21 protein-coding genes are annotated in these 24,686 nt (G+C 55.3%); 8 read left to right on the top strand and 13 right to left on the bottom strand.

What is annotated here, in order from left to right; all coding sequences use genetic code 11:
- Nucleotides 1-40: 40 nt before the first annotated feature.
- The 3 genes from CCALI_RS07805 to CCALI_RS07815 form a co-directional block, all read right to left on the bottom strand.
- A complete protein-coding gene (locus CCALI_RS07805) occupies nt 41-1,525 on the bottom strand; it encodes an FAD-binding oxidoreductase (RefSeq protein WP_016482936.1) in 1,485 nt (494 codons plus the stop codon).
- A 15-nt stretch (nt 1,526-1,540) separates the two neighbouring features.
- Complete coding sequence (locus CCALI_RS07810; protein WP_016482937.1) at nt 1,541-2,287, bottom strand: SDR family NAD(P)-dependent oxidoreductase; 747 nt, start codon at nt 2,285-2,287, stop codon at nt 1,541-1,543.
- Between the two features lie 61 nt (nt 2,288-2,348).
- Nucleotides 2,349-2,861: a DinB family protein gene (locus CCALI_RS07815; protein ID WP_016482938.1), complete on the bottom strand. Its 513-nt coding sequence runs from the start codon at nt 2,859-2,861 to the stop codon at nt 2,349-2,351.
- A gap of 222 nt (nt 2,862-3,083) precedes the next feature.
- Here CCALI_RS07815 and CCALI_RS15130 point away from each other — a divergent pair, with 222 nt between their 5' ends.
- Genes CCALI_RS15130 through CCALI_RS07830 form a run of 3 tightly spaced genes read left to right on the top strand, consistent with a single transcriptional unit; the run spans nt 3,084 to nt 4,765 of the window.
- The gene (locus CCALI_RS15130) at nt 3,084-3,713 is read left to right on the top strand and encodes a methyltransferase family protein (protein ID WP_016482939.1); all 630 of its coding nucleotides are present in this window, start codon (nt 3,084-3,086) and stop codon (nt 3,711-3,713) included.
- A 13-nt stretch (nt 3,714-3,726) separates the two neighbouring features.
- On the top strand, nt 3,727-4,440 hold the full coding sequence (locus CCALI_RS07825; RefSeq protein ID WP_016482940.1) for a Crp/Fnr family transcriptional regulator: 714 nt from the start codon (nt 3,727-3,729) through the stop codon (nt 4,438-4,440).
- Between the two features lie 25 nt (nt 4,441-4,465).
- Complete coding sequence (locus CCALI_RS07830; protein WP_016482941.1) at nt 4,466-4,765, top strand: hypothetical protein; 300 nt, start codon at nt 4,466-4,468, stop codon at nt 4,763-4,765.
- Here CCALI_RS07830 and CCALI_RS07835 read toward each other — a convergent pair.
- Complete coding sequence (locus CCALI_RS07835; protein ID WP_016482942.1) at nt 4,686-5,564, bottom strand: NAD(P)-dependent oxidoreductase; 879 nt, start codon at nt 5,562-5,564, stop codon at nt 4,686-4,688. The genes CCALI_RS07830 and CCALI_RS07835 overlap by 80 nt on opposite strands.
- A 538-nt stretch (nt 5,565-6,102) precedes the next feature.
- Here CCALI_RS07835 and CCALI_RS07840 point away from each other — a divergent pair.
- On the top strand, nt 6,103-8,082 hold the full coding sequence (locus tag CCALI_RS07840) for an alpha-ketoacid dehydrogenase subunit alpha/beta (protein ID WP_016482943.1): 1,980 nt from the start codon (nt 6,103-6,105) through the stop codon (nt 8,080-8,082).
- A 593-nt stretch (nt 8,083-8,675) separates the two neighbouring features.
- On the opposite strand, the gene CCALI_RS07845 is transcribed toward CCALI_RS07840, so the two are convergent.
- The 3 genes from CCALI_RS07845 to CCALI_RS07855 form a co-directional block, all read right to left on the bottom strand.
- Entirely contained in the window at nt 8,676-10,061 is a 1,386-nt protein-coding gene (locus CCALI_RS07845; protein WP_016482944.1) for a replication-associated recombination protein A, read from the bottom strand.
- Between the two features lie 141 nt (nt 10,062-10,202).
- A complete protein-coding gene (locus CCALI_RS07850) occupies nt 10,203-11,249 on the bottom strand; it encodes a right-handed parallel beta-helix repeat-containing protein (RefSeq protein ID WP_016482945.1) in 1,047 nt (348 codons plus the stop codon).
- A 19-nt stretch (nt 11,250-11,268) separates the two neighbouring features.
- Nucleotides 11,269-12,489: a hypothetical protein gene (locus tag CCALI_RS07855; protein WP_016482946.1), complete on the bottom strand. Its 1,221-nt coding sequence runs from the start codon at nt 12,487-12,489 to the stop codon at nt 11,269-11,271.
- A 633-nt stretch (nt 12,490-13,122) separates the two neighbouring features.
- Between CCALI_RS07855 and CCALI_RS07860 the strand changes: the two genes are divergently transcribed.
- The 3 genes from CCALI_RS07860 (at nt 13,123) to CCALI_RS07870 (ending at nt 14,458) form a co-directional block, all read left to right on the top strand.
- Nucleotides 13,123-13,533: a hypothetical protein gene (locus CCALI_RS07860; RefSeq protein WP_016482947.1), complete on the top strand. Its 411-nt coding sequence runs from the start codon at nt 13,123-13,125 to the stop codon at nt 13,531-13,533.
- 329 nt (nt 13,534-13,862) lie between these two features.
- Complete coding sequence (locus tag CCALI_RS07865; RefSeq protein WP_016482948.1) at nt 13,863-14,090, top strand: hypothetical protein; 228 nt, start codon at nt 13,863-13,865, stop codon at nt 14,088-14,090.
- Nucleotides 14,091-14,092: 2 nt separating this feature from the next.
- Nucleotides 14,093-14,458 carry a hypothetical protein gene (locus CCALI_RS07870; RefSeq protein ID WP_044949021.1) on the top strand — a complete coding sequence of 122 codons (366 nt, stop codon included), beginning with the start codon at nt 14,093-14,095 and terminating at the stop codon, nt 14,456-14,458.
- On the opposite strand, the gene CCALI_RS07875 is transcribed toward CCALI_RS07870, so the two are convergent.
- The 6 genes from CCALI_RS07875 to CCALI_RS07900 form a co-directional block, all read right to left on the bottom strand.
- Nucleotides 14,455-15,498: a sensor histidine kinase gene (locus tag CCALI_RS07875; RefSeq protein WP_172636643.1), complete on the bottom strand. Its 1,044-nt coding sequence runs from the start codon at nt 15,496-15,498 to the stop codon at nt 14,455-14,457. The genes CCALI_RS07870 and CCALI_RS07875 overlap by 4 nt on opposite strands.
- A gap of 13 nt (nt 15,499-15,511) precedes the next feature.
- The gene (locus CCALI_RS07880) at nt 15,512-16,198 is read right to left on the bottom strand and encodes a response regulator (RefSeq protein WP_016482951.1); all 687 of its coding nucleotides are present in this window, start codon (nt 16,196-16,198) and stop codon (nt 15,512-15,514) included.
- A gap of 15 nt (nt 16,199-16,213) precedes the next feature.
- On the bottom strand, nt 16,214-17,524 hold the full coding sequence (locus CCALI_RS07885) for a tetratricopeptide repeat protein (RefSeq protein WP_016482952.1): 1,311 nt from the start codon (nt 17,522-17,524) through the stop codon (nt 16,214-16,216).
- Between the two features lie 35 nt (nt 17,525-17,559).
- On the bottom strand, nt 17,560-18,045 hold the full coding sequence (gene dut, locus CCALI_RS07890; protein WP_016482953.1) for a dUTP diphosphatase: 486 nt from the start codon (nt 18,043-18,045) through the stop codon (nt 17,560-17,562).
- Nucleotides 18,046-18,095: 50 nt separating this feature from the next.
- Nucleotides 18,096-19,901, bottom strand: coding sequence for an ATP-binding protein (locus CCALI_RS15135; protein ID WP_016482954.1), 1,806 nt, complete (start codon nt 19,899-19,901; stop codon nt 18,096-18,098).
- Between the two features lie 222 nt (nt 19,902-20,123).
- A complete protein-coding gene (locus CCALI_RS07900; protein WP_016482955.1) occupies nt 20,124-23,165 on the bottom strand; it encodes a choice-of-anchor tandem repeat GloVer-containing protein in 3,042 nt (1,013 codons plus the stop codon).
- 302 nt (nt 23,166-23,467) lie between these two features.
- On the opposite strand from CCALI_RS07900, the gene dgoD reads away from it, so the two are divergent.
- The gene (gene dgoD, locus CCALI_RS07905) at nt 23,468-24,646 is read left to right on the top strand and encodes a galactonate dehydratase (RefSeq protein ID WP_016482956.1); all 1,179 of its coding nucleotides are present in this window, start codon (nt 23,468-23,470) and stop codon (nt 24,644-24,646) included.
- Nucleotides 24,647-24,686 lie beyond the last annotated feature (40 nt).

A 24,686-nucleotide genomic window follows, 5' to 3' on the forward strand; every position in this document is an offset into this window, starting at 1 on the left:
CGCCGATGCCTGCCTCACTAGGGTTTTTTGCCCCCTTAAACTACTCGTAGAGCGTAGGGAAAAGGCGCCGAGAGAGCGCACTCTGCAGCAAACCCTCCGGGTCGCACTCCCTTTTTAGCTTCACAAAACGGGCGATGGTCTCTTCACCGAGGTAGGCGCGCGCGGTATCAGGGTCGAGGGTGCTGTCCTTGGCAAAATAAAAGCGCCCACCCGCCTCCAGCACAAGCTGATTCAGTTGCTTGGCCAACGCCCATACCCGCGCTCGCGTGTGCGGGTACATCGGAATGTCCAGCGCCAACGAATAGCCATCTACACTGTGGGTCATGAGAAACCGATCGCGCCGATGCCGTTTAAACACCCCCAACCACGGTACGATGCCCATCTGTTGGCAAAGAGTAAGCTGGTCAGCAAAACAACGCGCGGCTTGCTCGGCAGGGATGAAGCTTTGATACTGAATAAGGCAGCCCGGTTTGTAGGCCCACTTCCAATTGGGCACATAATCTAACAAAAAGGCAAACGCCGCATGCGATTGCCGCACCCGCTTGTGGTTGCCGATGGTGTTGCCCGCCGTGAATCTAGCCCAGTTCACAAGCCGCATGCCCAGGTTGTTCGCGAAAGGCTTCATGCATCGCCACATGACAGACTTTGGAATGATGCCCATCAACGTATCGGGCAGCTCCTGATTCTCTACCCGCAGCGTTTGCGCAGGAATGGGGTCTTCCCCAGGAGCAAGGTACCGTGCAGCATGTACCAGTCCCCGGCCTAGATGTCGCCCTGTTGCGAAGCAGTCAATCCAGCCAACAAGGTAGTCGTACGAATCCATGCGACGTTCAAACTGCTCCACGATATCCTCAAAGTTTTGAGTAGAGAAAGCATCCACCTCCAAAAGGCCACTGTAGACGCGCTTGAGCTGTAATGTTAGGCGGGTAAAGCAACCTAACATTCCAAACCCTCCGATGGCCGCATAAAAAAGATCGGAATGCCTCTCCGAGCTACAGGTCACGATCTCGCCTGTCGGCAACAGAAGATCGAACTCTAGAATATGCTCCCCGATGGGCCCTACCTTCCAGTTGTTTTTGCCATGGATGTTCATTGCCGCCCCGCCGCCCAGCGAAACGTACATTGTGCCGGAGACCACAGGCGGCCACCAACCGTCTCCAATGGCGTAACGCCAAATGTCGCCAATCGTCGCCCCAGGTTCCACGGTAATGCGGCCGGTGTGGGGGTTCCAATCTAAAATGCGATTCATGCGGGTGAGGTCTAGGCAGATGTTCTCGGCCAAAAGCGCCGCATCGCCGTAGCTGCGTCCCATGCCGCGTAGGCAGACTTTACGCCCATGGCTTCGCGCCAGAGCAAACACCTCCTGAACCCCCTCTAATGTGGAAGGGCGAAAGACATAGGCTAGAGCAGCGGTGTTCATACCCCAAGCCTCGATTCGCTCCAAGCGATCGGAGGGCAAAGGCTTGATGGGCCTATCCGCCAAGCAGGAGGTTTGCGGTGCAGGAGTGGTTTCTGAAAGACTCATAGTTCCTCTTCTGCCCTATACGTTAAGGCGTTTGAAGATGAAGGAGGGAATGAGGCGCACAATCGCCATAATCGGTCGCCAAATGCGCGGTACATAGACCACGCCATCTCGATGTGCTCCCTTTAGAATCAACTCTGCCGCCCTGTCTGCTGAGATGAGAAATGGCAAGTTCTTCAATCCCTTTACCAAAGGTGTGTCCACCGGCCCCGGCTTCACCGTCACAACGCGCACCCCATAGCGCCCTGTGCGATTACGCAGCCCCTCTAAGTAGGTATCTAAAAAGGCCTTGGAAGCGCTGTAGACCGGAAAATGGCGACGCCCCCGATCTCCTGCTACCGATGAGATACCTACTAAGGTTCCCGACCCAGCCCGTTCAAAGCGCTCCGCCGCCATGTCCAACCAAGCGACCGCGCCGCGCACGTTCACATCTATGGTCGCAAGGTCTTTTTCCAAACTGTACTCATGCTCTGCAAGAATGGGCATGATTCCGGCAGAATAGATGATAAGATCAAGCCCACCCAAATCGTGGGTGATCTTCTGAAAAAGCGCCGGCACGCACTCCACCTCGCACACATCATGGCGATAGAGAAGCGGTTTGGGAGCACCAGATGCCGCGATCTCTTCGGCGATCCGCTCCAACTGCTCCAAGCGCCGTGCCACCATCGCAACCAAACAGCCCTGGGATGCTAACCTCCGCGCCAGCGCCTCCCCAATTCCAGAGGAGGCTCCGATAATCAATGCATGTTGCCAGCTCTTCTGCATTCTTTGCTCCAACCATGCCATCTATCCTCAATAGCATACCTTAGGAGTGCTAACAAGCCCTCTACTCTTTGCGGCCCTGTTGCGTATAAGCGAGCCAATCCACAATCTGCCGAATATGATAGACATCGTGCGCTACCATCTGAGCGATCCAGCTCTCGATGGTCATAGGCCCCTTAACGCGTGGGCTCTCTTCCATGTAGCGCCCCTTTCGCTCCCATGCCCTGTTCGGCAACCCCTTAACGATCTCCACAGTAGCCTGCCGACGCTCTGCAAAGAGATCGCGCTGCCGATGCGGGTCGCTTGCCGCATAGTGATGTTGCTGTGCAAACTCGTCGGGATCGAGGTCGGGAAGTTTTGGAAGATATTCGTCACGAATGCGGATGATACGATTTTGAAAGACCTCTTCCCAATCGGCGAGATGTGCTAAAACTTCGCGCAAAGTGAACCGCTTTGGGTCTGGGCGTATGTCCCAGATAGGCGACCCAAGCGGCACAGAGGCCGTTAAGGCCTCTAACACCGTTGGTGTGTTCTGCAACGCACTCACCAAGTTGGCGCGCACAAAAGGGGGTAGCATAGCCATATCCCTCATTTTTTGAACCGTACTCCTCGCTTCACCAAGAGAGGTTGGCAGGGCAAAATCTTTTACCGGTAAAATATTACCTAGAAAAGGAGTTGTTCCCCTCCTTTGGGCGTAGTTACTTTTTAGAGACGCATTGCGCCGAGGTGAATTCCCCCCTCTCAGAATCGTTTTCGGCGCCAACTGCACGGAATTTTTGTAAGGAGAGAGTGCTTTCGTATGTCAAACTTCTCATTACGCGCCACCACGGCGCGGATGCTTCATCGTCCCCCCCGTGAATGGGGCGCCTGGATATTTCAACGGAGAACGTGGCTTCCCCTTTTGCTTCTTCCTATCTTGGCGATACCTTTTGGCATAGAGACCAATCTGCGCTTCGATATTCTCGCCGGCATCCTCCTAGTCGCCTTGGGCGAAACCATCCGCATTCTTGCCGTTGGCTATGCCGGAACCATCACTCGAACCCGCCATGGACGTCTCGCTCCTCTCATTACCGCCGGGCCCTACCGTATCGTCCGTAACCCCCTCTATATCGGCAATCTGCTTATCTTTGCAGGCCTTCTTGGACTTCTTGGGCGTTGGCTCTGGTTGCCGCTCCTCTTGCCCTTGGCGCTAGGCTACTATCACCTTGTCGTGCTGTGGGAGGAGCAGCATCTGAAACGTATCTTCGGTGAGGAGTACGAGGCCTACGCCCGCCAGGTTGGACGATGGTGGCCCCGGTTTGGAAACCTTACTCCACCCTGCATTCACCGATTCTATCTGGCAGTAGCTCTGCGCAGCGAACGCGGCACGCTGGGAATGTTGATGTTGGCTGTTCTCGTCTGCCTGCTCTACTGGACGATCCTCCTTTAGGAGCTGTCATACGATGAACCCTATCTGGTACCTTAAATTCTACCCCTATCAACGGCTGCTCACCCCCGAGGAAGAGGAGAACCAAGCGCTTTGGCTACCCCCTCATACGCCATGGGAAATACCTGACGACAGCGCCAAGGCGTTTATTGTGACCTCAGGCCACATGCGCATTGTACGCCAGATGCCCAACCATACCGCCCTTACCGTAGAGGTGCTCAATCCGGGTGAAATTGTGGGCACGTTTTCCGTAAAAAAAGATGGTTCCGACGGAACGGAACAGGCCATCGCGATGGCCGATGGCTGCAAAGGGGTGCTTCTCGACAGAAGCACCTTGTTGCGCAGGGCGGCTACCTGGGAGCTTCCTCCCATCACCGTCCGTTGCTTCATCGGATTATCTTTGGCGACCTTACAGACTCATCCGCTTCATCTGCTTTTTAGACCTTTAGAGGCTCGCATAGCCTCCGCGTTACTGCTTATCGCGCAAAGCGGTTCGGAAGAGGGGCAGGGACGTTTTCTTGTCATCCCACCTCCTCCACCGTCTCTTTTAGTGATATCTGACCTGGCCGGCTGCAACCATGAGCTAGCCTATGAGGTGCTTTCGCGTTGGCGCGAACAGGGTATCGTTCAACGGCCTTATAAATGGATCACCATTCTCGATAAAGAAGCGTTGATAGAGATCGCGCAAACTGCAGATGAACAGGAGGAACATGCGACCACTACCACCTAGCTGTTGATAGAGGAGGTATGGAAGCATGCTACAACAAGAGTTTGTTGAGCGAGAAGGTGCCGTGCGAAGCACCGTCGGTATTGAAGTGGACGCCCTTACCGGGCGCCCTATCTACCTTGCCGGCCAACGGGTAATGCCTGGCCGTTACCGCCAACTCGAAACCGGCCGCGAGGTTGTTCTCGAGCACGAAGATCGCTTGCCAGCCAGCCTCGACGGCCGTATTGCCTGTTATATCTGGCTAGGCCCTAGCTCCGCCCCTCGACTACCTCAAGAGCCAGCTCCGCCCAATCGGCATCACCCCGTCCACGAGCTATCCGTGCTGTGAGCCGATTGTGTACGAGATCGGCGAGTGGCATCGGGACGAGGCTTGTCCATGCGGTCTGCAACACAAGCTCCATATCTTTGCGAATAAGGGTTGCGGTAGCCCCTACCGGCTCGTAGGTCTGGTGGGCGATCATGCGTCCATAGTTCTGATAGACTGGGCAGGCGAAAAGGGTTGTGGAGATCATCTCATGAAGGGCCTCACGCGAGATCCCATTCTTCTCGGCCAACGTATAGGCTTCGGCCATCGCCTCAATGGCCGCACCAATGAGCATATTGCCGGCAAGTTTCACGATGTTGGCTGCACCGGGGTCTTCACCAAAGTCGAAGAGGCCCTGCCCCATAGCCCGCAGCACAGGCTGAACCCGCATCTTTGCCTCTGCCGGTCCCGACAACACGATCCAGAGCTTCGCTGCAGCAGCCGCATCCGGGCGCCCAAACACCGGTGCCGCCACGTAGTGGCCGCCATGTTGCCGATGATGTTCTGCCAAACGACGCGAAGTCTGCGGAGAGATGGTGCTCATTGAGAGATGAACTCCATTCTCCCCTAACCTATCCTGCAGTCCCTCTGCACCGAAAACGATCTCATCGAGAGCGGCATCGTTTGTCAGCATCGTGATAACGATGCCCCCAGGCTCCGCCACCTCGAACGGATGCGCGGCAGCGATCGCACCCTGGGCTACAAGTGGCTCCACTTTTTGAGGCGTCCGGTTGTAAACTCGCAGGCGGTAACCGGCCTTCAACAGGTTTGTTGCCATGGCGGCGCCCATGCGCCCTAAACCGATAAACCCTATCGTTTCCATAGAACCTCCATTTTAAAGAATTTAAAAGCATCCCAAATAGTCTAGAAGCGGCGGCACCAACCGCCGACAGCCCTCGCTTGCCATTGGGTTCTTGGCAAAGCAAGGCGAGAGAGGGTAAGATAGAGTTCAGTGATCCGGTGAGACCTACTAGCATCGAGAAACGTGCCAGAGGCCGCTATGGGAGAGCTATCTCATCCGTTGTTTGGTCTCGCGTCTACAGCGGCCTGAATCGCAAGTAGGCCTTCGGCAAAACACGATTCATACGAACATCTTCATCGGTCTCTCTTTCCCATTACGGATACGCTTAAGTGGGGCGTGTTTCGCCTTGTCTCTACAACATACCTCTAACGATGCCTCTGCAGAGGACGTATAGGGTAGTAGAAAAGTCCTGCTTTATGGAAAAACCAAAGGAAAAAGCAGGAATCTCTATTGAGAAAACGAAACTAAGTAGGCGAATCGCCCAAAAGGCGTATCTGGATCTGGAAGAAAACCGAGACCCGGTAGAATTTACATACTGGCCACACACTGGGAGCAAGCTATGGAGCTAACCCTTACTCCACAGGAGACGGTGCTACCCGCCCGCGCTCTCCTACACCTTATGGCTCTTGCGCGCGAAGGAGATCGTCGCGAGGGCATTCTACTTCGTCAAGGAAAAGGATGGTTTCAGGTTTCGGGCTCCGGCCATGAGGCGTTAGCCGCTCTCGTCCTCGCTCTGCGACCCGACGACTATCTCTTTCCCTACTACCGTGACCGCGCTATGGCGTTGGCACGGGGGGTTACCAACTACGAGTTGGCCTTAGGCTACTTTGCGAAACGAGATAGCAGCAGCGGCGGCCGACAGATGCCCAGCCACTACAGCGATCGCAAACGTCACATTTTTTCCGTTGCCACCCCCACTGCCTCGCAGTGTCTGCCCGCCTGCGGCATGGCGTGGGCGCTGCGCCTTGAAAAAAGCGATCGCATCGTTCTAGTAAGCCTTGGGGATGCAGCCACCCGACAGGGAGAGTTCTACGAGGCGCTCGCGTTCGCCATCCAAGAGCATCTGCCCATTGCCTTTGTCATTGAAGATAACCGCTATGGCATCAGCACCCCAACCGAAAAGTTCTTTCCCTATCGGCTTGGTGTGCTTGGCGACAAACACCTGGTAAAGCTCAACGCCCGCGATCCCTATCAACTGTTTACTACAGGGAAACAGGTTTTTGAACGGCTCCGACGGGGCGAGGGCCCCGCTGTGCTCTGGTGCGAGCTCGACCGTCTCTGCTCTCATACTAGCAGCGATGACCAGCGGATCTATCGCCCCGCAAAGGAGCTGGAAGAGGAGGCTCAACGCGACCCCATCGAGTTGTTGGCTCAACGACTTATTCAAGAGGGGCAACTAACCTTAGAGGAGTGGCAAACGGAACGCGAAGCCATTGCTAATCAGGTGGATGAAGACTACCGCGTGGCCGAATTGGCGGCCGATCCCTCCCCTTCAGAGGTCACTCACCATATATTCGGCCCGCCGCCCACTTCAGTCCTACCTCCTTTACCGATCAGCGGCACGACAACCATGGTGAGCGCCGTCAATCAAACGCTTCTGAAAGCTCTCGAGGAGAATCCAAAAGTCCTCCTCTTTGGGGAGGATATCGAGGATCCCAAAGGTGGTGTCTTTGGATTGACAAAGGGCCTCTCGCAGCGTTTTCCAGATCGCGTCTTCAACTCGCCCCTGGCAGAAGCCACCATTGTAGGAGCCGCGGTTGGGCTGGCCGCAGCTGGCTGGCGTCCGGTCTTCGAGCTGCAGTTCATAGACTTCATCTGCCCCGCCCTCAACCAGCTAATGACACAAGTCTCCTCCTTACGTTGGCGCACCTGTGGCGACTGGGCGTGCCCTCTCATCCTCATCGCTCCTTACGGCGCCTATCTTCCCGGCGGAGGGCTATGGCATAGCGAGAGCAACGAGGGCATGTGGGCGCATATTCACGGCATCCAAATCGCCATTCCAAGCACCCCCGAAGATGCCGCGGCGCTTCTATGGACGGCCATCCACGGCAACGACCCCACGCTCTTTCTGCTTCCGAAGCACATTTTTCGAAAACGTGTGCCGTTCACTCCGTCCCATGAGCCGCTGCCCTTTGGCCGCGCCGCTATTCGTCGCCCTGGAGAGGACGTTACGTTAGTGACCTGGGGCAACTGCCTTGAGCTTGCCGAGCAAGCGGCCGAACATCTTCAGGCAGAAAACAGATCGGTTGAGATCATTGACTTACGGACCATTGTGCCGTGTGACTACGCCACCATCGAAACCTCCCTCCGCAAAACCGGTCGTCTCGTGGTCGTGCATGAGGACTCGCGCACCACAGGCTTTGGACAGTGTATTATCACGGAGATGGTGTCGCGCCCCGAACGGTTCAATCTGCTGCTCTCACCACCGCAACTCGTAGCTCGTGAGGATGTTCCCGTTCCCTTCAACCCTCAGCTAGAATATGCGGTGCTCCCTGATGTCGAACGTATTCTAGAAGCGATACGGCTTACTTTGGAGTGATTGCGTAGCACGAGGGCAGTCCGAAGGCTGCCCTCGTAAAATTTTCAGCGAAACAGATAGTGTTGCTCTTATGTTACGCTCCGCTCGTCTGCTCTCTTCATTCAGCCCCGAAGCTTAGCAATTGACAAGGAGATTTGACTAGTTATTTAAATCTGAAATATCTTATATGACTATTCATACTGAGCATGAGTGAGCAATTATTCTGGAGTATCATTTGAATATCCACCTTCCTGCAGATATGTGATGCCTAATTAGTACTTTCCAAAGGCGGAAGTAACAAAACATGACCACGGAAAATGCTCAACCAGATATTATATATCAGTATCAACGTATCAAGAACGATATAAAAGAGGAAATAAAATGTATTTAAGACAGAGAATTTCTCCTATCCTCCCTTGGCGATAACGGTCGGGTGCAATTAAAGCTTTTAGACTATATTGACCGCGCTGGCACCAAAGCTCAAATTTTTACTCGACCAAGAACGTCCCAGCGCCCATGGCATCAAATCAAAATACAGAGCAATAACCATAGAGAGGTACAGTTTGAAATCACACCTGATCAAGAATATCTGATTACGTTTCATTAAAACGACATTAGGATGTACCTTTTTTGGTTATGTTATCTGCAAGAAGCCTACGCTGCATCCCCCTTTTTATTTCCGCCTCATAGCCTTGGTCCGTCGGTTCGTAAAAAGGTAGGCCCTCTACACCCTCCGGTAGATAGCTCTGGGCAACGTAATGGCCTGGGTAGTTGTGCGGATAGAGATAGGGTTGTTCGGTTAGATGCCCCTCCACCGAATGGGCATCCAGCAGGTGCGCTGGAACCGGTTTCGCACCGTGGGCACGTATTTCGGCAAGGGCACGCTCTATGCCCAAATAGGCCGCGTTGCTCTTGGGCGCCGCCGCTAAATAGGCGGTCGCCTGAGCCAATAAAATGCGCGCTTCCGGCAACCCTACCCGCTCTACCGCCTCCGCCATGGCCGATGCAACCACCAACCCCATCGGGTCGGCGTTGCCGACATCCTCCGCAGCCAGAATAAGCAGGCGCCTCGCGATAAAACCGATGTCCTCGCCACCTTCGAGCATCTTGGCAAGCCAGTAGAGGGCAGCATTCGGGTCGGACCCACGTACCGACTTGATGAACGCCGAGATCGTGTTGTAGTGTTCATCACCCCTCCGATCGTAGCCGAAAACCTCCAAATGCTGCTGCACTAGCTGCATCGTAAGATGGCGTCGTCCCTCTCCATCGGGCGAGAGCAGACTGGCAACGGCCTCTAAAGCGTTCAGCGCACGGCGCGCATCCCCATGGGCATTGATGGCCAACAGCTCTAAAGCCTCAGGTTCCGCCACAATAGCCAGAGAACCGAGACCTCTTTCTTCATCCTGCAGGGCGCGTTCGAGAAGTTTGTAGAGCGTTTGAGGCTCTAAAGGCTCAAAATGAAAGAGCTGCATTCGGGAAAGCAAGGGGCCTGCAATCGTGAAGTAGGGGTTTTCGGTCGTAGCGCCGATCAGCACCAAAGTGCCGTTTTCTACAGGCTCTAAAAGCGCGTCCTGCTGCGCTCGATTCCAGCGATGGATCTCATCGAGGAATAGAATCGTCCGCCTACCGCTTTGCTTCAAACGACGCGCCGTCTCAACGATCTTGCGCGCCTCAGCCACCCCCAATGTCAGGGCGCTATAGCTCTCAAAATGAGACTTCGTTGTTCGTGCAACGATCTGCGCCAATGTGGATTTTCCGCAGCCGGGCGGCCCCCAAAACAGCGCTGAAGGGATGTGATCCGCCAAAATGGCTCGGCGCAGCGGCCCCTGCGCTCCCACGATCTTATGTTGGCCTAAAAACTCTTCTAGAGAGCGCGGGCGCATGCGAGCTGCAAGCGGCATGTGGCCCTCTATCTCCTGCGCCCCCATGCTGGGATGCGATTCCAGCTCCTCCTCTTGAAAAAGGTGAGGCCCCTGCGATCCGCCTGTCGAAAACCCCATCTCTCTTCCCTCCCCTCATAGCCTATTCTACCTCCTTCATCGCTTTCAGCAACAGAGCCCAAAAGCGCTTCATGGTGGCAGAGGAGTTGCTTAGCAAAGGCTCGGGTGGTTGAGGAGATGGCCGAAACAAAATTCCAAGCCCTATTTTACCGGCCAAGGGGAAGGTAGAGATAGCGTCCAATAGGTGGCGGGATAGGGACTTGTAGCAAGCAAAGCGTTTCTTTTTAAGACATGGGGGCCGGACGCTATCTCGTTTGCGGTCAGCCCATAAAACTGGTTTTCAAGAATCTGTACCGGATCGGCTGAAGCATTGCGTATGGCTATCGGAGGATGTGCCGTTTGATCGTTAAGAATAGTGTTGTCCTGCACTATAAGAGAGGATGGATTTTTGAGATGGCCTTCCTCGCCAAAAGCGACGATGATGCCGGTCTCCGCTTTCGGCCCTTTCTCGATCAGATTGTTCTGAAGGCGTGCGATGCCGCCGTTGGGCAGGTCAACGCTGAAACTGGCTGTGCCATCAGGGCCATCGGCGATGACGGAGTCGGTGATGACGGTGCGCTGGGCACGGCTTTTGATGTTGTGCCCTACAACGGCCGCATAGAAATAGCTGTGCTGTACCACCAAACTGTCGGCATTGCCAACGTAGAGATTGTGTGTAAAACCGTCGCCGGCACCGTTATGTGCGAACTCACAGTTCCGAATGGTCAGCGTGCCTCCCTGGCCCAGAAGGCCGTCCTGATTATCATGAAAATAGCAGTGTTCGAGAGTTAAATTGCCACCCTGCCAACGAATGCCGGCATCGTTACCGCTGGGGCCTTTCGCTCCAGAAAACTCTAGGTTTTCGAGGGTGCAGTCGGTGTTAACGATGAAAATCCCCTTGTCGTTTGGAATAGGCTTCGTGCAAATAAAGTGCGCCTTCCCGCCAACGCCCACAATCCGAACCTTGGCATCTATGCTGGCGAAATCGTTGATGTAGGTGCCTGCCACTACATGAAGCGTATCTCCATCGTGTGCGGCCGCAAGCGCCGCCGCCAGCGTTGCAAACTCCTGCCCTGGCCCCACGGTAAGCACCCGACGGTTCGATAGGGATGGCATTGGCAAAAAAAGCGTTTCCTTGTTGCGGCCACCTATCCAACCGGTTACGAGGAGCGCAATTCCTATAAAACGCCAAAAGGTTGTTCCGAACATCTAATGTCTCCAAGATAGGCTAAAAAGCTTGCGGTGGCCCATCCGCTTGGAACAGTTTGGCCTCGGTCTCTGGCGACAAAGCGGGAGGCGCCGCACGATCTAACTCCACACGTGCCTGCAGATATGTCAGACACTCTTGAGCCGATGTAGCCACCGCTTGCGGTAGTGAAGGCAATTGAACCAGCTCTTTTAAAAAGGGGATGGCACGCGGATCGCCGCGCCGTTTTATGTCCTCAATGATCGCCAAAGCAATATCGGCTTCGCATTGCGCGCCAGATTGACCAGCGCGGAGCAGCTCTTCGGGCATCCCCTGACACGCGGTCATGGCCGGCCGCAGAAGCTGTTCCGGCCTAGCCGGCTCGGCCTGCGAGGCGCGTAGCAGAACCCTTGTCTCTTGCTCACGCCGCAGACGCTCCTCGATGCAGAGCTGCGCCTTAACCGCCGCCTGACGAACGTGAGGCAGATGACCGTACTTCCCCTTCCCACGCGCAATGACCTTTACATAAGAGAGCACGCTTCGGTTGCCTACTTTTGCAAAAGCCTCTAGGATACGTTGCACAAGCAGCTCGTTGGGGGCATTCAAAAGGTAAGAGAGCAGCTGCAATGTAGATGGTCTGAGCATGCCGTAGTGTGCTGGGGTTAGGAGGGGAAGCAGATGGCAGAGAGCGGTACGCGCCTGTAAACGTACGAACCGCATGTCGTGCACCGCCGCAACCGTGAGCAGGTCGAGCGTCTCCACGGCCTGAAGGGTCTGCAGAGCGCGTACGGCTTCTCCTCTGATCTGGGCGGCATGCGATCGTGCGGCATCCCTTACAAACAGATGTACGATGGGATAGACCGTAATGGCCAACGCGATGAGACCAAGCGGATGAACTGCTATCAGCCCGATAAAGAAGCTGATAAGAGCCGAGCGTTTCACAATGCTCCAGAGCGATGGGTTATATCGCTTGTTGACAACATCGGCGAGCGTTTGTATCGCGATGGAGCGCTGATGAGGCGACTGAGAGAGATTCGGTAGACACCAAGCCGCTAAGCGCGATTCGCGCCAATGGTATTGATGAGGAGACACAAGGGCCTGCTGGAGCTCTGTAAAAGCCGTCGCCGACGGCGTCGCGTTCGTGACGAGCTGCTCGGCTATCGCACGAATGCGGCTTCGTTGCGAAACCTGGTCGAGTAACGAGAAGGCATGACGTATCTCTTCGTTACTTAGAGGAGGCGGTTGCAAGGGCGTCTTTATCATAGCCTTCAATAAGCCTTTCTCTAGTGATATTACCACCGTTTGCCATCAAAATCGTTGTTGTGCACCCCCAACGATAATGGAGAAATAGAGCCTCGTGTTCCATCTCTGAATTTCTGCAGCGCTGCTAGGCTCTCCAATAGGGTGCTTTCCGCTTTTTGTCCCTCATGCGCATTTCTATCTAGCAAGCCGATAGCTTCGCGAAGAATGCGGAGGCCCCGAGGTAAAGCTCTGCTGAACGCCGCTCGTCGAAACAACCCTTCTGAGGCTGGCACATGGATACGGCAATGGGCAGTTCATGGACAATTGGTCAGATCCTGACAAAAAGAGGCGGAGACAAGCAGTGTAGGTCCTTGAAAAGGTGCGGGCTGTGAATACATGAACAAGATGCTTTTGGATGCGATGTTATCTGTTTTGAGCTTGCCTGTCTCGGCATGAGAGCTGGAACGAGATTTATGGGCGTGTTAAAACTCTCACGCTAGCCTTTGCCAATAGACGCGAAAGCCTGGTCTACGATATCGCCGACGCGATCTACCACAAGCAGGCCCATCCCGACCGTGCCCAGAAGGTTCCTATGGAGGAGCACGCTCCTACGCCGGCATCCTTTTCACCCCCGATAACAGCCCGCAGCAAAACATGGCACAACCGACGCATGGCACCGCGAGCGGGCTCCAGGCTCCCGCAGAGCTCACAACGCCGCAAGAAGACAACAAGCAAGTGGCCTTGGCCGTCGTCCATCAGAAAGTCGCGAACGAGTTACTACCCGTCCAGCCCAGCTTTAACGCTTCAAAGGCCTATACAGAAAGCACAACTGCGAACACCGCGATTCCCAACAACGTTTCCGAGAGCCGCAAGGCGGAAGCGTCGCAAGCCGGGCCCTCTCGTGAGAAGCTTGGCGAATATGCAGCGGCCATTCTAGAGTGTGCCACCCTTGAAGAACAGCACCAGTCCATCAAAGAGATTTTAGGTAGCTCCGTACAACGCTACCAGAATCAGATCCAGCAGCTAGAACAACGTCGTCAGCAGCTGTACCAACAGATCCAATAGCCTCAATGGAATCTCTCGGAAGAGAGTCAAGTAAAGATATCGATCACCTATCTTGACTATCATTCGGCCATCAAAGCCTTTGACGGCTATCTCCATCGCTCTCTCATGCCGCGCATTCGGATGCGACTTGCCGGCGGCTGGATCTGCTACGTTTGGAGCATCGTGTGGTGCAGGCCCATTGCGCTGCTGGAGGACAAACCAGGGCTAAACATGCTCTCTGAAGCAGCCCAAAAAGAGTTGCCCCGAGGAGAGCTTGACGGGCAGAAGACAACGCCGTAGGGTTTTCGTGGTATATTATTCTGCGCCAAAGCCCTGTTTTGGAGAGATGAATGCGTCGTTACCTAAACACCTTCAATGTGGTTGGGGTCCTACTGGTCATACTGAGCCTTTTTGGTTTTGCAACCGGCGGCCGTGCTCTCACGGAGCCGGGGTCGAAAACCGAGGCGATTTCGTCTTTGGTCTATCTCGGCACCGGGGTGCTCATGCTGATTAACGGTTTCGTCTCTGTGAAAATGCACCCAGCCGATCCTTCCTTAGAAAGCACAAAGAAGAGGTGAAAATGACAACTGAGGCTACTGTTTCAGGAGGACAGGTAGAGATGCCTAAGCCCGATGAACCTGTACAAGAGGTGCGTTGCTACAAGACAGGAAAACCTTTACCTAAAGTTCCCCAATGGTTGGCCACCGTTAAGGTAAAGTTCGTCAGCGACGAAGCTCGCCAAAAAGAGCCGCCTGCACCCAGCATATTGGATAGCCCAGCTCCTCTGCTCGCTCGTTTACCTTTGGTACATGACGATGACGACGCCGACCTTAGCGCCGCCGCTACTCTCGTTGAGGACGAAGAGATAGAGGACATCGCCCCGGAGGAGCTTGATGTTGAAGAGGAGATAGAGGTAGAAGGTGAGCTCGAGGAGGATTCCGCCTAGCTCTTCTCCGCTGTCGTCAGCAGGGGCAGCCGAAACGAAAAGGTGCTGCCCCTTCCATATTCGCTTTGAACTCCCACTTGGCCGCCGTGCGCCTCGATGATGTGCTTCACAATGGAAAGCCCTAACCCAGTTCCTCCGGTGCGCCTTGAGCGCGCCTTATCGGCCCGATAAAAACGTTCCCAAATGCGCGGTAGGTCTTGGCTTAAAATGCCGATTCCGGTGTCGCGAACCTCCACCGCGATCTCCATCTCCGTCTTTCTGGCGCACACCTCCACCTGGCCTCCTTCCCGGTTGTACTTAATGGCGTTGTCAATCAGGTTCACAAGCACCTGCTCCATCTGGTCGCGATCGGCGGAAATCGGTAAAGACGTCTCCAGAAGGCATTGTAAGCTGACCCCGTGTCGCTCGGCCTGTTTTTGAAAGCGCTCTACAACGTCTCGAATCATCTCCGCCAGATCGAAGGAGACGCGCTGCACCGGCTGCGATTCGGCACGCGAGAGCACTAGCAGGTCGGAAAGAATGCGTGTAAGCCGCTCCACCTCGCCGAGAATGATCCCAATAAACCGGTCGGCGACGTCGGGGTCTTGCAGCGCCCCATCCCGTAGCGTTTCGGCAATGGCGCGAATAGAGGTAAGGGGAGTATGCAGTTCGTGTGAAACGTTGGCCACAAAGTCGCGCCGTACGGTTTCCAGATGACGCAGGGTGGTGACATCTTCCAGAAGTATCAGAAAGAACAGGGTTTTCGTCTCATCATTCGGTGTGGGAGAGTGGTAGAGAGGGATCACGCGGACTTTGAGAATACGGCCGGTGGCCTCTCGGTAACGTATCTCCCCCTCTTGAGGTTCCAAGCGGTTTCGGGCGAGTTGCAGCAGTTCAAGCATGTCGTAGGAAAGGGTGGCTTCCAACAACGTGCGTCCGACCAAACCTGCATCGGGCGCGCCTAACATCTTTCTCGCCGCAGCATTGTCCCGTCGAATTCGGCGCTTCTCGTCTACCAGAAGCACCCCTATTTCTAGCTCTTGGAGAAGCGGCTCCAGCAAAAAGGCATCCATGCTATTCGGCGAACTTGTAGCCCACACCCCTCACCGTAATAAGTCGGCGCGGATTGGAGGGGTCTTCTTCTATCTTCTCCCGTAGCCAGCGGATATGCACATCCACCGTGCGTTCATCCACAAAAGCCTCCGTGCCCCAGACGCGATCGAGAAGCATTTGGCGTGTAAATACACGGCCGGGATGGGTAGCAAGAAAACGCAGGAGGTCGAACTCTTTTGGAGCGAGGTTTAAGGGCCTCTCACCCAATCGAGCTTCATGCCGACCAACATCTATAAAGAGGTTCCCTATCTTAATGGTCTCATCTTTGTCGTGCGAGGGCGCGGTACGCCGCAGCACGCTTCGCACGCGCGCAATAAGCTCACGCATGTTGAACGGCTTGGTAACATAATCGTCGGCACCGAGTTCAAGCCCTTTCACGCGGTCGTGTTCCCCCGTGCGAGCCGTTAGCATAATAATGGGGATGTCTCCCTGGCGACGCAACAGGCGACACACGTCGAAGCCACTAATGGAGGGCAGCATAATGTCGAGAATGACCAGAGAGGGCGGTGTCGTGCGCACAAGTTCAAGACAGGTCTCGGCATCGGCTGCCGTCTGCACAGAGAACCCCTCTTTTTTTAGGTTGTAGGCTATTGCCTCCGCGATTGGCTGCTCATCGTCCACCACAAGAATGCGAGCGGCTTCAGACATCTTTTCTCCTCTCGATTAGGTTCCCCCAGAGCTGGTGCTTGAGGAGGCATTCGGTGGGGGAGAACCGTTGCCAAAATATTGAAAGTTCTGTAGATGCGCCGTGAGGTCTTGCAAGGAAGCGTTGTCTGGGTTCATGCTCATCGCATCGGTGCGAAGCAGGTTGGCTTGCGCTATCGCTAAAGGGGCGCCTGCTTGCGGCGATGGAACCTGTACAAACACAGTGGCAGAAGCATAGTAAGAGTTTGCAAACACAAAGCGCGCTGCACGATAGATATTGCGAATGATGGTGGCCTGGGCGGTAGAGCTTGTATCGGTTGCATAGCTTGCCGGTGCTAACAGAAAAACGGCGACCTCCCCCCTCCCCAGGTTGTTTTCGCCAGTAAGCTGAAAGCCATTGGTCAGACCGGATGGGTCTGGAGAGGGCGCGGACGTTTGTGGCAGGGTGGTTTGAGGTTCATCGGGCACATGCGCTAGCTGGGTAGGCTGCACCGACAACGGAGCGGTGCCCTTTACCGGTGCCGAAGGCAGACTGGGCGGCAAAGGCGAGGAGGAGGCTGCGGATGTTCGATCGTTCTTGGCGGCCGACACCGCGCTGCTACTTGTCGGAGGCGCCTGAGAAGCCGCGGGGCTCTGCAGAGAGGATGGGGCGGAAATGGGAATATAGGGGCTTGTGGTGTAAGTGGGCGGCAGAGAGGCAACCCCGTTGCCGAACCCACCGCTGGTTTTCGGCGCCGCGTAATAGGAGGGTGATATAGGAGGAGAAGAGTGCGTTCGCATCGCGATGAGCATGAGGAGCACACCGGCGAGAAACCCTAACGATACCAACCAAAGTCCCAGAAGCCAACGCTGTGGTGGCAACCCCATGAGGGGCATGGTGCCGGCTCGCAGCTCTGGATCGGAGGGGATGGCGTATGGGAGAGCCTGTTGGCGACGAAGTAACTCCTGCTCAGCGCGTTGGAGACGCGCCTCATCTACGGCGCTTGGGCGAATCTCCACGGCCATACGGTACCAGCGCACGGCCTCAGCCCAATTTTCCTGATCACGATAGATATCTCCAAGCATGGAGTGAGCGGCCTGACAGTCGGGACGGCGACGAATGGCCGCAATGCAGCACTCCACGGCCTCAGCGTACTGCTTGCGCAAACGATGGAGGTTCGCTCTTACTAAAAGGTGGCGTATCCCTGCTTCGCCCGGAGGAATGGAGGGATCCTCTCCGATGTTCGCTAAAACCCCTCCCTTAGCGGTATCCGTCGGCTCTTGTTGGGTCGGAATACTTGAGTCGGGCTCTGATGGGGTCTCGGTCTTTCTTTCCTCTGGTGTATCCATCCGTTCGCTCCTTCGTGCACCTTGCAAACTCCCCACTACGTGGTATTTACTGTGCCCGGGCGACAACAAATTCCCGTGCTGCCAAACCCTCCATCGCCACGTTGCGTGGCGTCTAGTGTCGGCGTCTCTTCCAAAACAGCCTTCGTTACAGGAGAGATCACCAGTTGTGCAATACGCTCGCCGCGCCGCACCGTGAAGGGCATTTCTCCCCAGTTGATCAGCAACACTTTCAAGACGCCACGAAAGTCCGCATCTATCGTTCCCGGTGCGTTCACCAACCCGATGCCATAGTTGAGTGCCAAACCGCTCCGCGCTCGCACCTGCCCCTCGAACCCTGAGGGAATGGCTATTCGCAGTCCTGTGGAGATCAGTCTTCTTTCACCAGGTCGGATGATAACCTCCTCATTTTCCGGTAGAGCCGCATAGAGATCCAGCCCCACCGCTCCCGGCGTAGCGTATTCCGGCAAGGGCAGCCCTTCGGCCTCGGGCTCGCGTTGGATACGTACGATCACAGGCTGCACCGTTGTCTCCTTTTATTCTCTACGCAGATTCGGACATAACGTCATCGCCGCTAGCTCGCCTTGGCCACTTCATCCTGTTTCGGCTGTCGCAGCGGAATGCGGAACCAGAATGTGCTCCCTTTGCCAAGCTCGCTCTCAACCCACATATAGCCACCATGGCGGGCGATGAGATGCTTCACCAAAAACAGCCCGATACCGGTGCCCCCCACCGCCCGCACCTTTTTGTTGTCGGAGCGGAAGAACTTCTCACCGATTCGCTTGATCTCTTTCTCTGAAAGCCCAATGCCCTGGTCTTTCACGCCGATCCGCACGGAGCCTTGAGGAAACTCCTCAGAGGGCGGCTCTTGCCGCGCGATGATGCGCACTTCACCCCCCTCCGAATATTTGATGGCGTTAGAGACGAAGTTTTGAAGTATGTTCTGAATCTTGTCCGGGTCGGTTTCAACCTCAATGTGCTCTGGCTCAAAGTCAATTACCAACGTATGTTTATCTGTACGGCCTTTTTGCGTGTTGACGACGACCTCGGCAGCCTTCCGAAGGTCGGTGATCTCCCAGTTCATCTCAATGCCGGCCGCGCCCATCCGTTCGATGCGAGACACATTCAGCAGGTCGTTGATCATACGGCTGAGCCTATCCACGTTCTCCTGAATGATCTGGTAGTACTCCCTTTGCTCCTCTTTGGTGAGCCATCCCTCCTCAAGGCCATCAATCAACATCTGAATGAAGCCTTTCATAGGCGTTAGAGGCGTACGCAGCTCATGCGACACAATGGAGACAAACTCGGTTTTCATGCGCTCGATGTTTCGGATATCCGTGATGTCGTTAAAGATAAAGACGGTTCCGATCAGCTTATCGGCGCTCTCGCGTACCAAAGCGGCATGCACCTGATAGATATACTGATCCTCATCTTCATCGGTAATGGTGATCTCGTTCTGCTGGGCGCGCTCCTCTATAGAGGTTGAATCGGATTCGGGAAGCGACGGATTCATCAACTCCAGCATCTTGCGCTGTAGAATGGCGATGGCCTGCTCGTTTCGAATGACCTCTTGATAAGGCTTACCGATAGGGTCGAGATGGGAGGGGATCTGGAAAATAGCGCGCGCCTGCGCATTCATCTGGGCAATGCGACCGTCAGGACTGATCAGCAAGATACCGGCGGAGAGGCTCTCAATGGTATGAGCAAGCTTCTGCTTCTCTTCCACCACCTGCATATAGATCTGGATGTTGGCGATAACCGCCGCCGTGTTGCGGGCTAAGCGTTCGAGGAGGCGTAGATCCTCCTCGTTAAAGCGGTCTTCGAATCGCTTGTTGAAGCAGTGCAAGACGCCAACCGTCACCCGATCGACAATCTGATTGTTCTCATCGCGTTTTTCAAGGATGAGAGGAACCGAGAGGGCGTTGCGAACACCATAGGTATGAAGCTGTTCGAGACGCGCTCTCGGAGATGCCGATGCATCCTCCAAGAAGGCCGGCTTCCCTGTCTTATAGATTTCACCAGAATAGCCCACGTCGGGCGGCACTCGAAACCGCCTTACCTCCTCATCGGTCATGCCCCAGGCGGGCTTACAGGCAACCAGATCGCCTGTCTCTTCATCTCGTACCATGATCACGCACTTTTCGGCCTGCACGATCATGGCCGTGCGCTGTACCACCCGACGCAGGGTGGCCTCATATTCGGTGATCACCACGGGGGTTTCGGCGATCTCAGTGGGGGCGGGGGCACTACCTTTGGCTTGCTCTAGCTCTGTTCTGCGCTGACGCTCTGCGGCAAGCTGCTCCCGTACCTCAGCAAGCTCTTTGCGGAGCCTCTCAACCTCTGCGCGGAGGCCCACAATCTTCTCGTTTTCATTGCACATGGGATGGTTGCTCATCGTCCTACGCTGTCTTTGTTTGAGTCTCTCTCGATTTCGCTACGGCAGCACAAGCCCTCAACGCCATAGCGCGAAAGTAGTTAAAGCGACAGATAGAGTATACCCTTCAAAAGCATGCTGACCGAACGCTCCTACCAAAAATATGCCTTCCGAAGTTGGCACTCCGGAAGGCATGCATGACAGCCGCTCTGGGCAAAACAAAGCAGACTATGGCACTTTCACCCGGAAGCTTCCACCAAAACTCCCTCCCGTGTAAGTACCTTTCACCGATAACAACGCGACTCCAGATGACACAGAGTTCGGAAACGACAACGTGACCGTGCTCGAACTCCCTACACCCACCGTCCCCACACTCAATGGCACGTTGGTGGAACTTAGGGCATTCAGGCCCGCAGAGCTTATCGTCACGTTCTTTGCATCCGCCCCTCCCGTGTTCGCTACCGTCAGCGTCACATGAACGCCTCCGCTATCCCGCGTCACCGACACCACCTTCATTTGCAGAGCAGCTTGGCCTATCAGGAAGACCAAAGACTGGGTCGTTACCTGCAAAATCGGGTCGTAGACCTGCACCAGAGCACTGCCCGAAGTGGACAGGGAGCTCTTTGGCACGGTAACCTGCAAGTGATTGCTGTCAATCTGCGTCGTGGGCAGGGCCTGTCCGTTCCACAACACCTGGTCGTTCGTGCCAAAACCGGAGCCGACCACCGTGAGGCTCAGGTCTGAGCTGACCCCGGCAGCGCTGTGGTTGGGAGAGAGGGAGCTCACTGCTGGGCCTATGCGGATGACAGCTCCGCCTCCTAGCAATCCTCCTGCTTGGGTCACCCCATAAAGGTCACCGTCCGACAGTTGGATGAGCTGGGTGGCTGCAAACGGCAGTCCATCCACGTTGGTGCCATCGGGGTTTGGGGTGGAGAAGGTGTGAAGAATCTGATAGTTGTTGCCCGAGGTGTCTATTTGGAAGAGATAGGCCTTCATTTGCGCCGTTGGTTGCCACAGATTGGTATCTGGCAGGATGCTGATGCCGTAAAGCATGCCGTTTTTGGCCAGGAGCGGGGTGGAATCCTGGTACAACACGCCCGCTGGGGTATCGAAGTTGTAGAGCACGCTGAAGGTGCCGGAGGGGTCAATTTTGTAGAGCACGCCGGATGCATTCGTGCCCATGCCGCCATCGCGAGTGAACCCGTAGAGGTTCCCCTTGGCATCCTGCACCAGCCCTCCATAGGGCAGGGCGCCATCGGTGTCCTGGTTATAGAGGACCATTAGTGCCCCAAACGCGTGGAGGATCTGGTAGTTGTTTGGGTTTTTGGGGTCGAGGCGATAGACGGTACCGGTGTCGTTGGTGCCTCCGTAGAGGGTGGTGCCGTAGAGCATGCCATCTTTGCCCAATAGAACGCCGGATAAGGGACGCGCCCCATCCCCATTCGGAATGCCGCCAAAACCCGCACTGCCGCCAAAAGCGTGCAGCACTTGGTAGTTGGAGCCATCGGGGTTCACGGAAAACACAATGCCATAACCCCATTCCCCCCCATCAGAACAAGTTCCATAGAGCACGCCGTTGGCATCTTGAACGAGCTTAACATACTCAGGATTACGCCCATCGTTCCCAAACCCGCCAAAACTGTGGATCAGCGAGAAGCCAGTGGTGGGGCTCCAACGGTAGACCGTTCCTCCGCCCCAAAGCCCTCCGTTATAAGTAACTCCATAGAAGGCTCCATCTTTGCCTTGGATGGGTGGGGCGAAAGGTTCATATCCATCATCGCCGTTAGTACTGTCAAACCGATGCAACACCTGAAACTGCGAGCCGTCAGGTTTGACTCGGTAGAGCACACCGGAGAAATAGTCGCCACGGAAGGAAGAACCTGCCGAAGTATCGGCACCGGCTGCCGTGGTGCCATAGAGGAAGCCATCCGTGCCCTCGGTAACCCCTGTATAGGGCTGAGTGCCATCTGAGGGAATGGTGAAGTTGTGTAGCACCGAGAAGTTGTTCCCTGAGGTGTCCATCTGAAAGACCTCGCCCTGATTTTCACTCCCACCCTGCGTGGTCGTTCCATAGAGGAGGTTGTTGCTGCCAAGGGCAAGCACACATTCCGGATGAGCGCCATCCGTCCCGCTGAAGGTGTGGAGGATCTGGTAGTTGCTGCCATCGGTGGCTAGGCTAAACACGATGCCGTCATTGGAGGCTCCTCCTTGCCAGGTCACTCCATAGAGAGTTCCATTCTGGAGCACTAAAGCGGTGTAGAGATACTGTCCATCGTTTGCCACACTGCCAAAACTGTACAGCACAGAAAAGCTCGCTGTACTAGGATCATACGAGAACACGACCCCATTGTTAGAAGGAGAGCCATTTGCCATGCCTCCTATAACGGTAGTGCCATACAGCACCCCGTTGGCATCTATCACCATCGGTGCGGTAGGTTGAGCCCCATCCGCAGGATAGTTGAAATCGTGAACTTTGGTGAAGTCGAAGCCGGTTGAGGCGTTGGAGTCGGGAGTGAGTTCGAAGATAACTCCAGCGTTATTCGCACCTCCCGCTACCGTGGTTCCCCACAGATTGCCGTTGCCATCTTGAACCAGGGCGGCTCGCGGCCCGTTACCGTCCGACCCCCCAAAATCGTGAATGTCGTTATAGACCGAGCCATCGGTGGAGAGTTGAAAGACCACGCCATCATTATTCGCCCCTCCAAACTCAGTAGTCCCGTAGAGGTATCCGTCGCTGCCTAAGATGAGCGCTGCCCACGGACCTGCTCCATCAGAGTAGACAAAGGTATGGAGGATCTGATATCCGCTCCCGTCAGGGTTGAGCTTGAAAATAGACCCTGCATTAAATACCCCTATACCAATCGCGGTACCGTACAACGTGCCATCGGGGCCTTGCATCAAGGCGGCCTGAGGATAAGCTCCATCGTAGTTAAAACTCTCGAGTCCATCCAAATTCAAAAAGGTAGGCTCAAACACATGGAGTACCTGGAAGTTCGAGCCATCGGGGTTCATCCGGTAGATGACGCCCTTCCCATAGCCCCCGAGTGTAGTGACCCCATAGAGCATCCCATCTTTGCCAAGAATAGGGCTTCCGTTATACGGTTGCAAACCCTGTGCAAACGAAAAGTTGTGTAGCAGCACCGGCGGTTCATCTGGGGTGCCTTGTGCTGCACGCGAACCCAACAGACCCAATACCACCAAAAGGCCATAGACCCCTACCAGCGATATCCCTCTGCTGGGAAACCGCCTTATCCATTCCCGAAGTCTCATCGTTGCTTCTCCTTTGTGTAAGATAGTGCTTGTTAGCCTTTGTTAGCCTTTGTCCACGGGGCAGACCTTCTTCCTATCCCCATCCCACAACGACTAACAGCTCCATTCTACAAACCTAGCGTGAAATTATCGTGAAATTTTTGTCCAACAACCCCTCCTACGCCCGCTACAAGGCGGCTCCTCTCTTTCATGGAACGCTAGGCAGGAAATCAACGGTTCGGTGAAGAACGGAAGTGTGTCCTCAATCCTTTTGAACGCTTTTCAAAAAGCAGTGCCCTCACAAGGAGGAACCGACGCCATCGATGAAGATCACGGCCATTGAAACCCATGTCTGCAACGCGCGCATGCGCAACTGGATTTTTGTGAAAGTGCTGACCGATGAACCCGGCCTTTGGGGTTGGGGCGAAGCGACTTTGGAGTGGCATACGCGCTCCGTGGTGGGTGCCATCGAAGACCTAGCCTCCCTGCTGATAGGTGAAGACCCCACACGCATCGAGTATCTTTGGCAAATGATGTATCGTCAGCATTTCTGGCACGGCAACGGCATCGTGCGCGCCACTGCCATCGCCGGCATAGATATTGCCTTATGGGACATCCTCGGAAAATCGCTGGGTATCCCCTGCCACAAACTATGGGGCGGCCCTGTACGCGATTATATCCGCCTCTACTGCCACCTCGGCGGCGGCAAAATGGAGGACTTCTACGAGACCCACCCCGCCGATGCCAAACGCTTCGCCGAGTTGGCGCAGCAGGCGGTGCAGGAGGGGTTCACTGCTTTCAAAGCGATGGCCGTGCCCGAAACCATGCCGTTAGAGGGGCTGCGTCCCCTTCATTACGCGGAAGCCTGCGTTCGCGCCATGCGTGAGGCCGTAGGGCCGGACATTGACATCATGGTGGATTGCCATGCCCGCCCCTCCCCACGTATGGGGTTGCTGTTCGCCAAAGCCCTCGAACCTTATGGGCTTTACTGGCTCGAAGAGCCGTGCTGGCCCGAGGTGGTGGACGATATCGCCCTCATTCAACGCGCCGTAAAAACCCCCATCGCTACCGGAGAACGCCTAACCTCTCAACATGCCGTGCGAGAATACCTGGAAAAACGCGCCTGTAGTGTGCTTCAATGCGACATCACTCACTGCGGAGGCTTTACAGAGATGCGGCGTATTGCCGGCATGGCGGAGGCCTATCGGGTAGCGCTTGCTCCCCATAACCCTCAAGGGCCGGTGAGCACCGCGGCCTCGATAGAGTTCGGCTTCGCAACCCCTTCCTACATCCTCTGCGAGTCGGTGCACAAAGATGTGCCCTGGCGCCAAGATGTGGTCAGCGAAGGCTTTACGGTGGAACCAAAAGGGCAGATCGTCCGTCCCTCCAATCGCCCTGGACTGGGCATTGAGATCAACGAAAAAGAGGTAAAAAAACATCCCTTCCAACCGGAGGTGTTACAGCGCACCTTTTACCCTGACGGCAGTGTAGGCGACTGGTAAGTAAGCCGTTTCGGCTCCCCTGTGCCGTTTAGAAGGACAC

The organism is Chthonomonas calidirosea T49 (genome assembly GCF_000427095.1).
Lineage (GTDB): Bacteria > Armatimonadota > Chthonomonadetes > Chthonomonadales > Chthonomonadaceae > Chthonomonas > Chthonomonas calidirosea.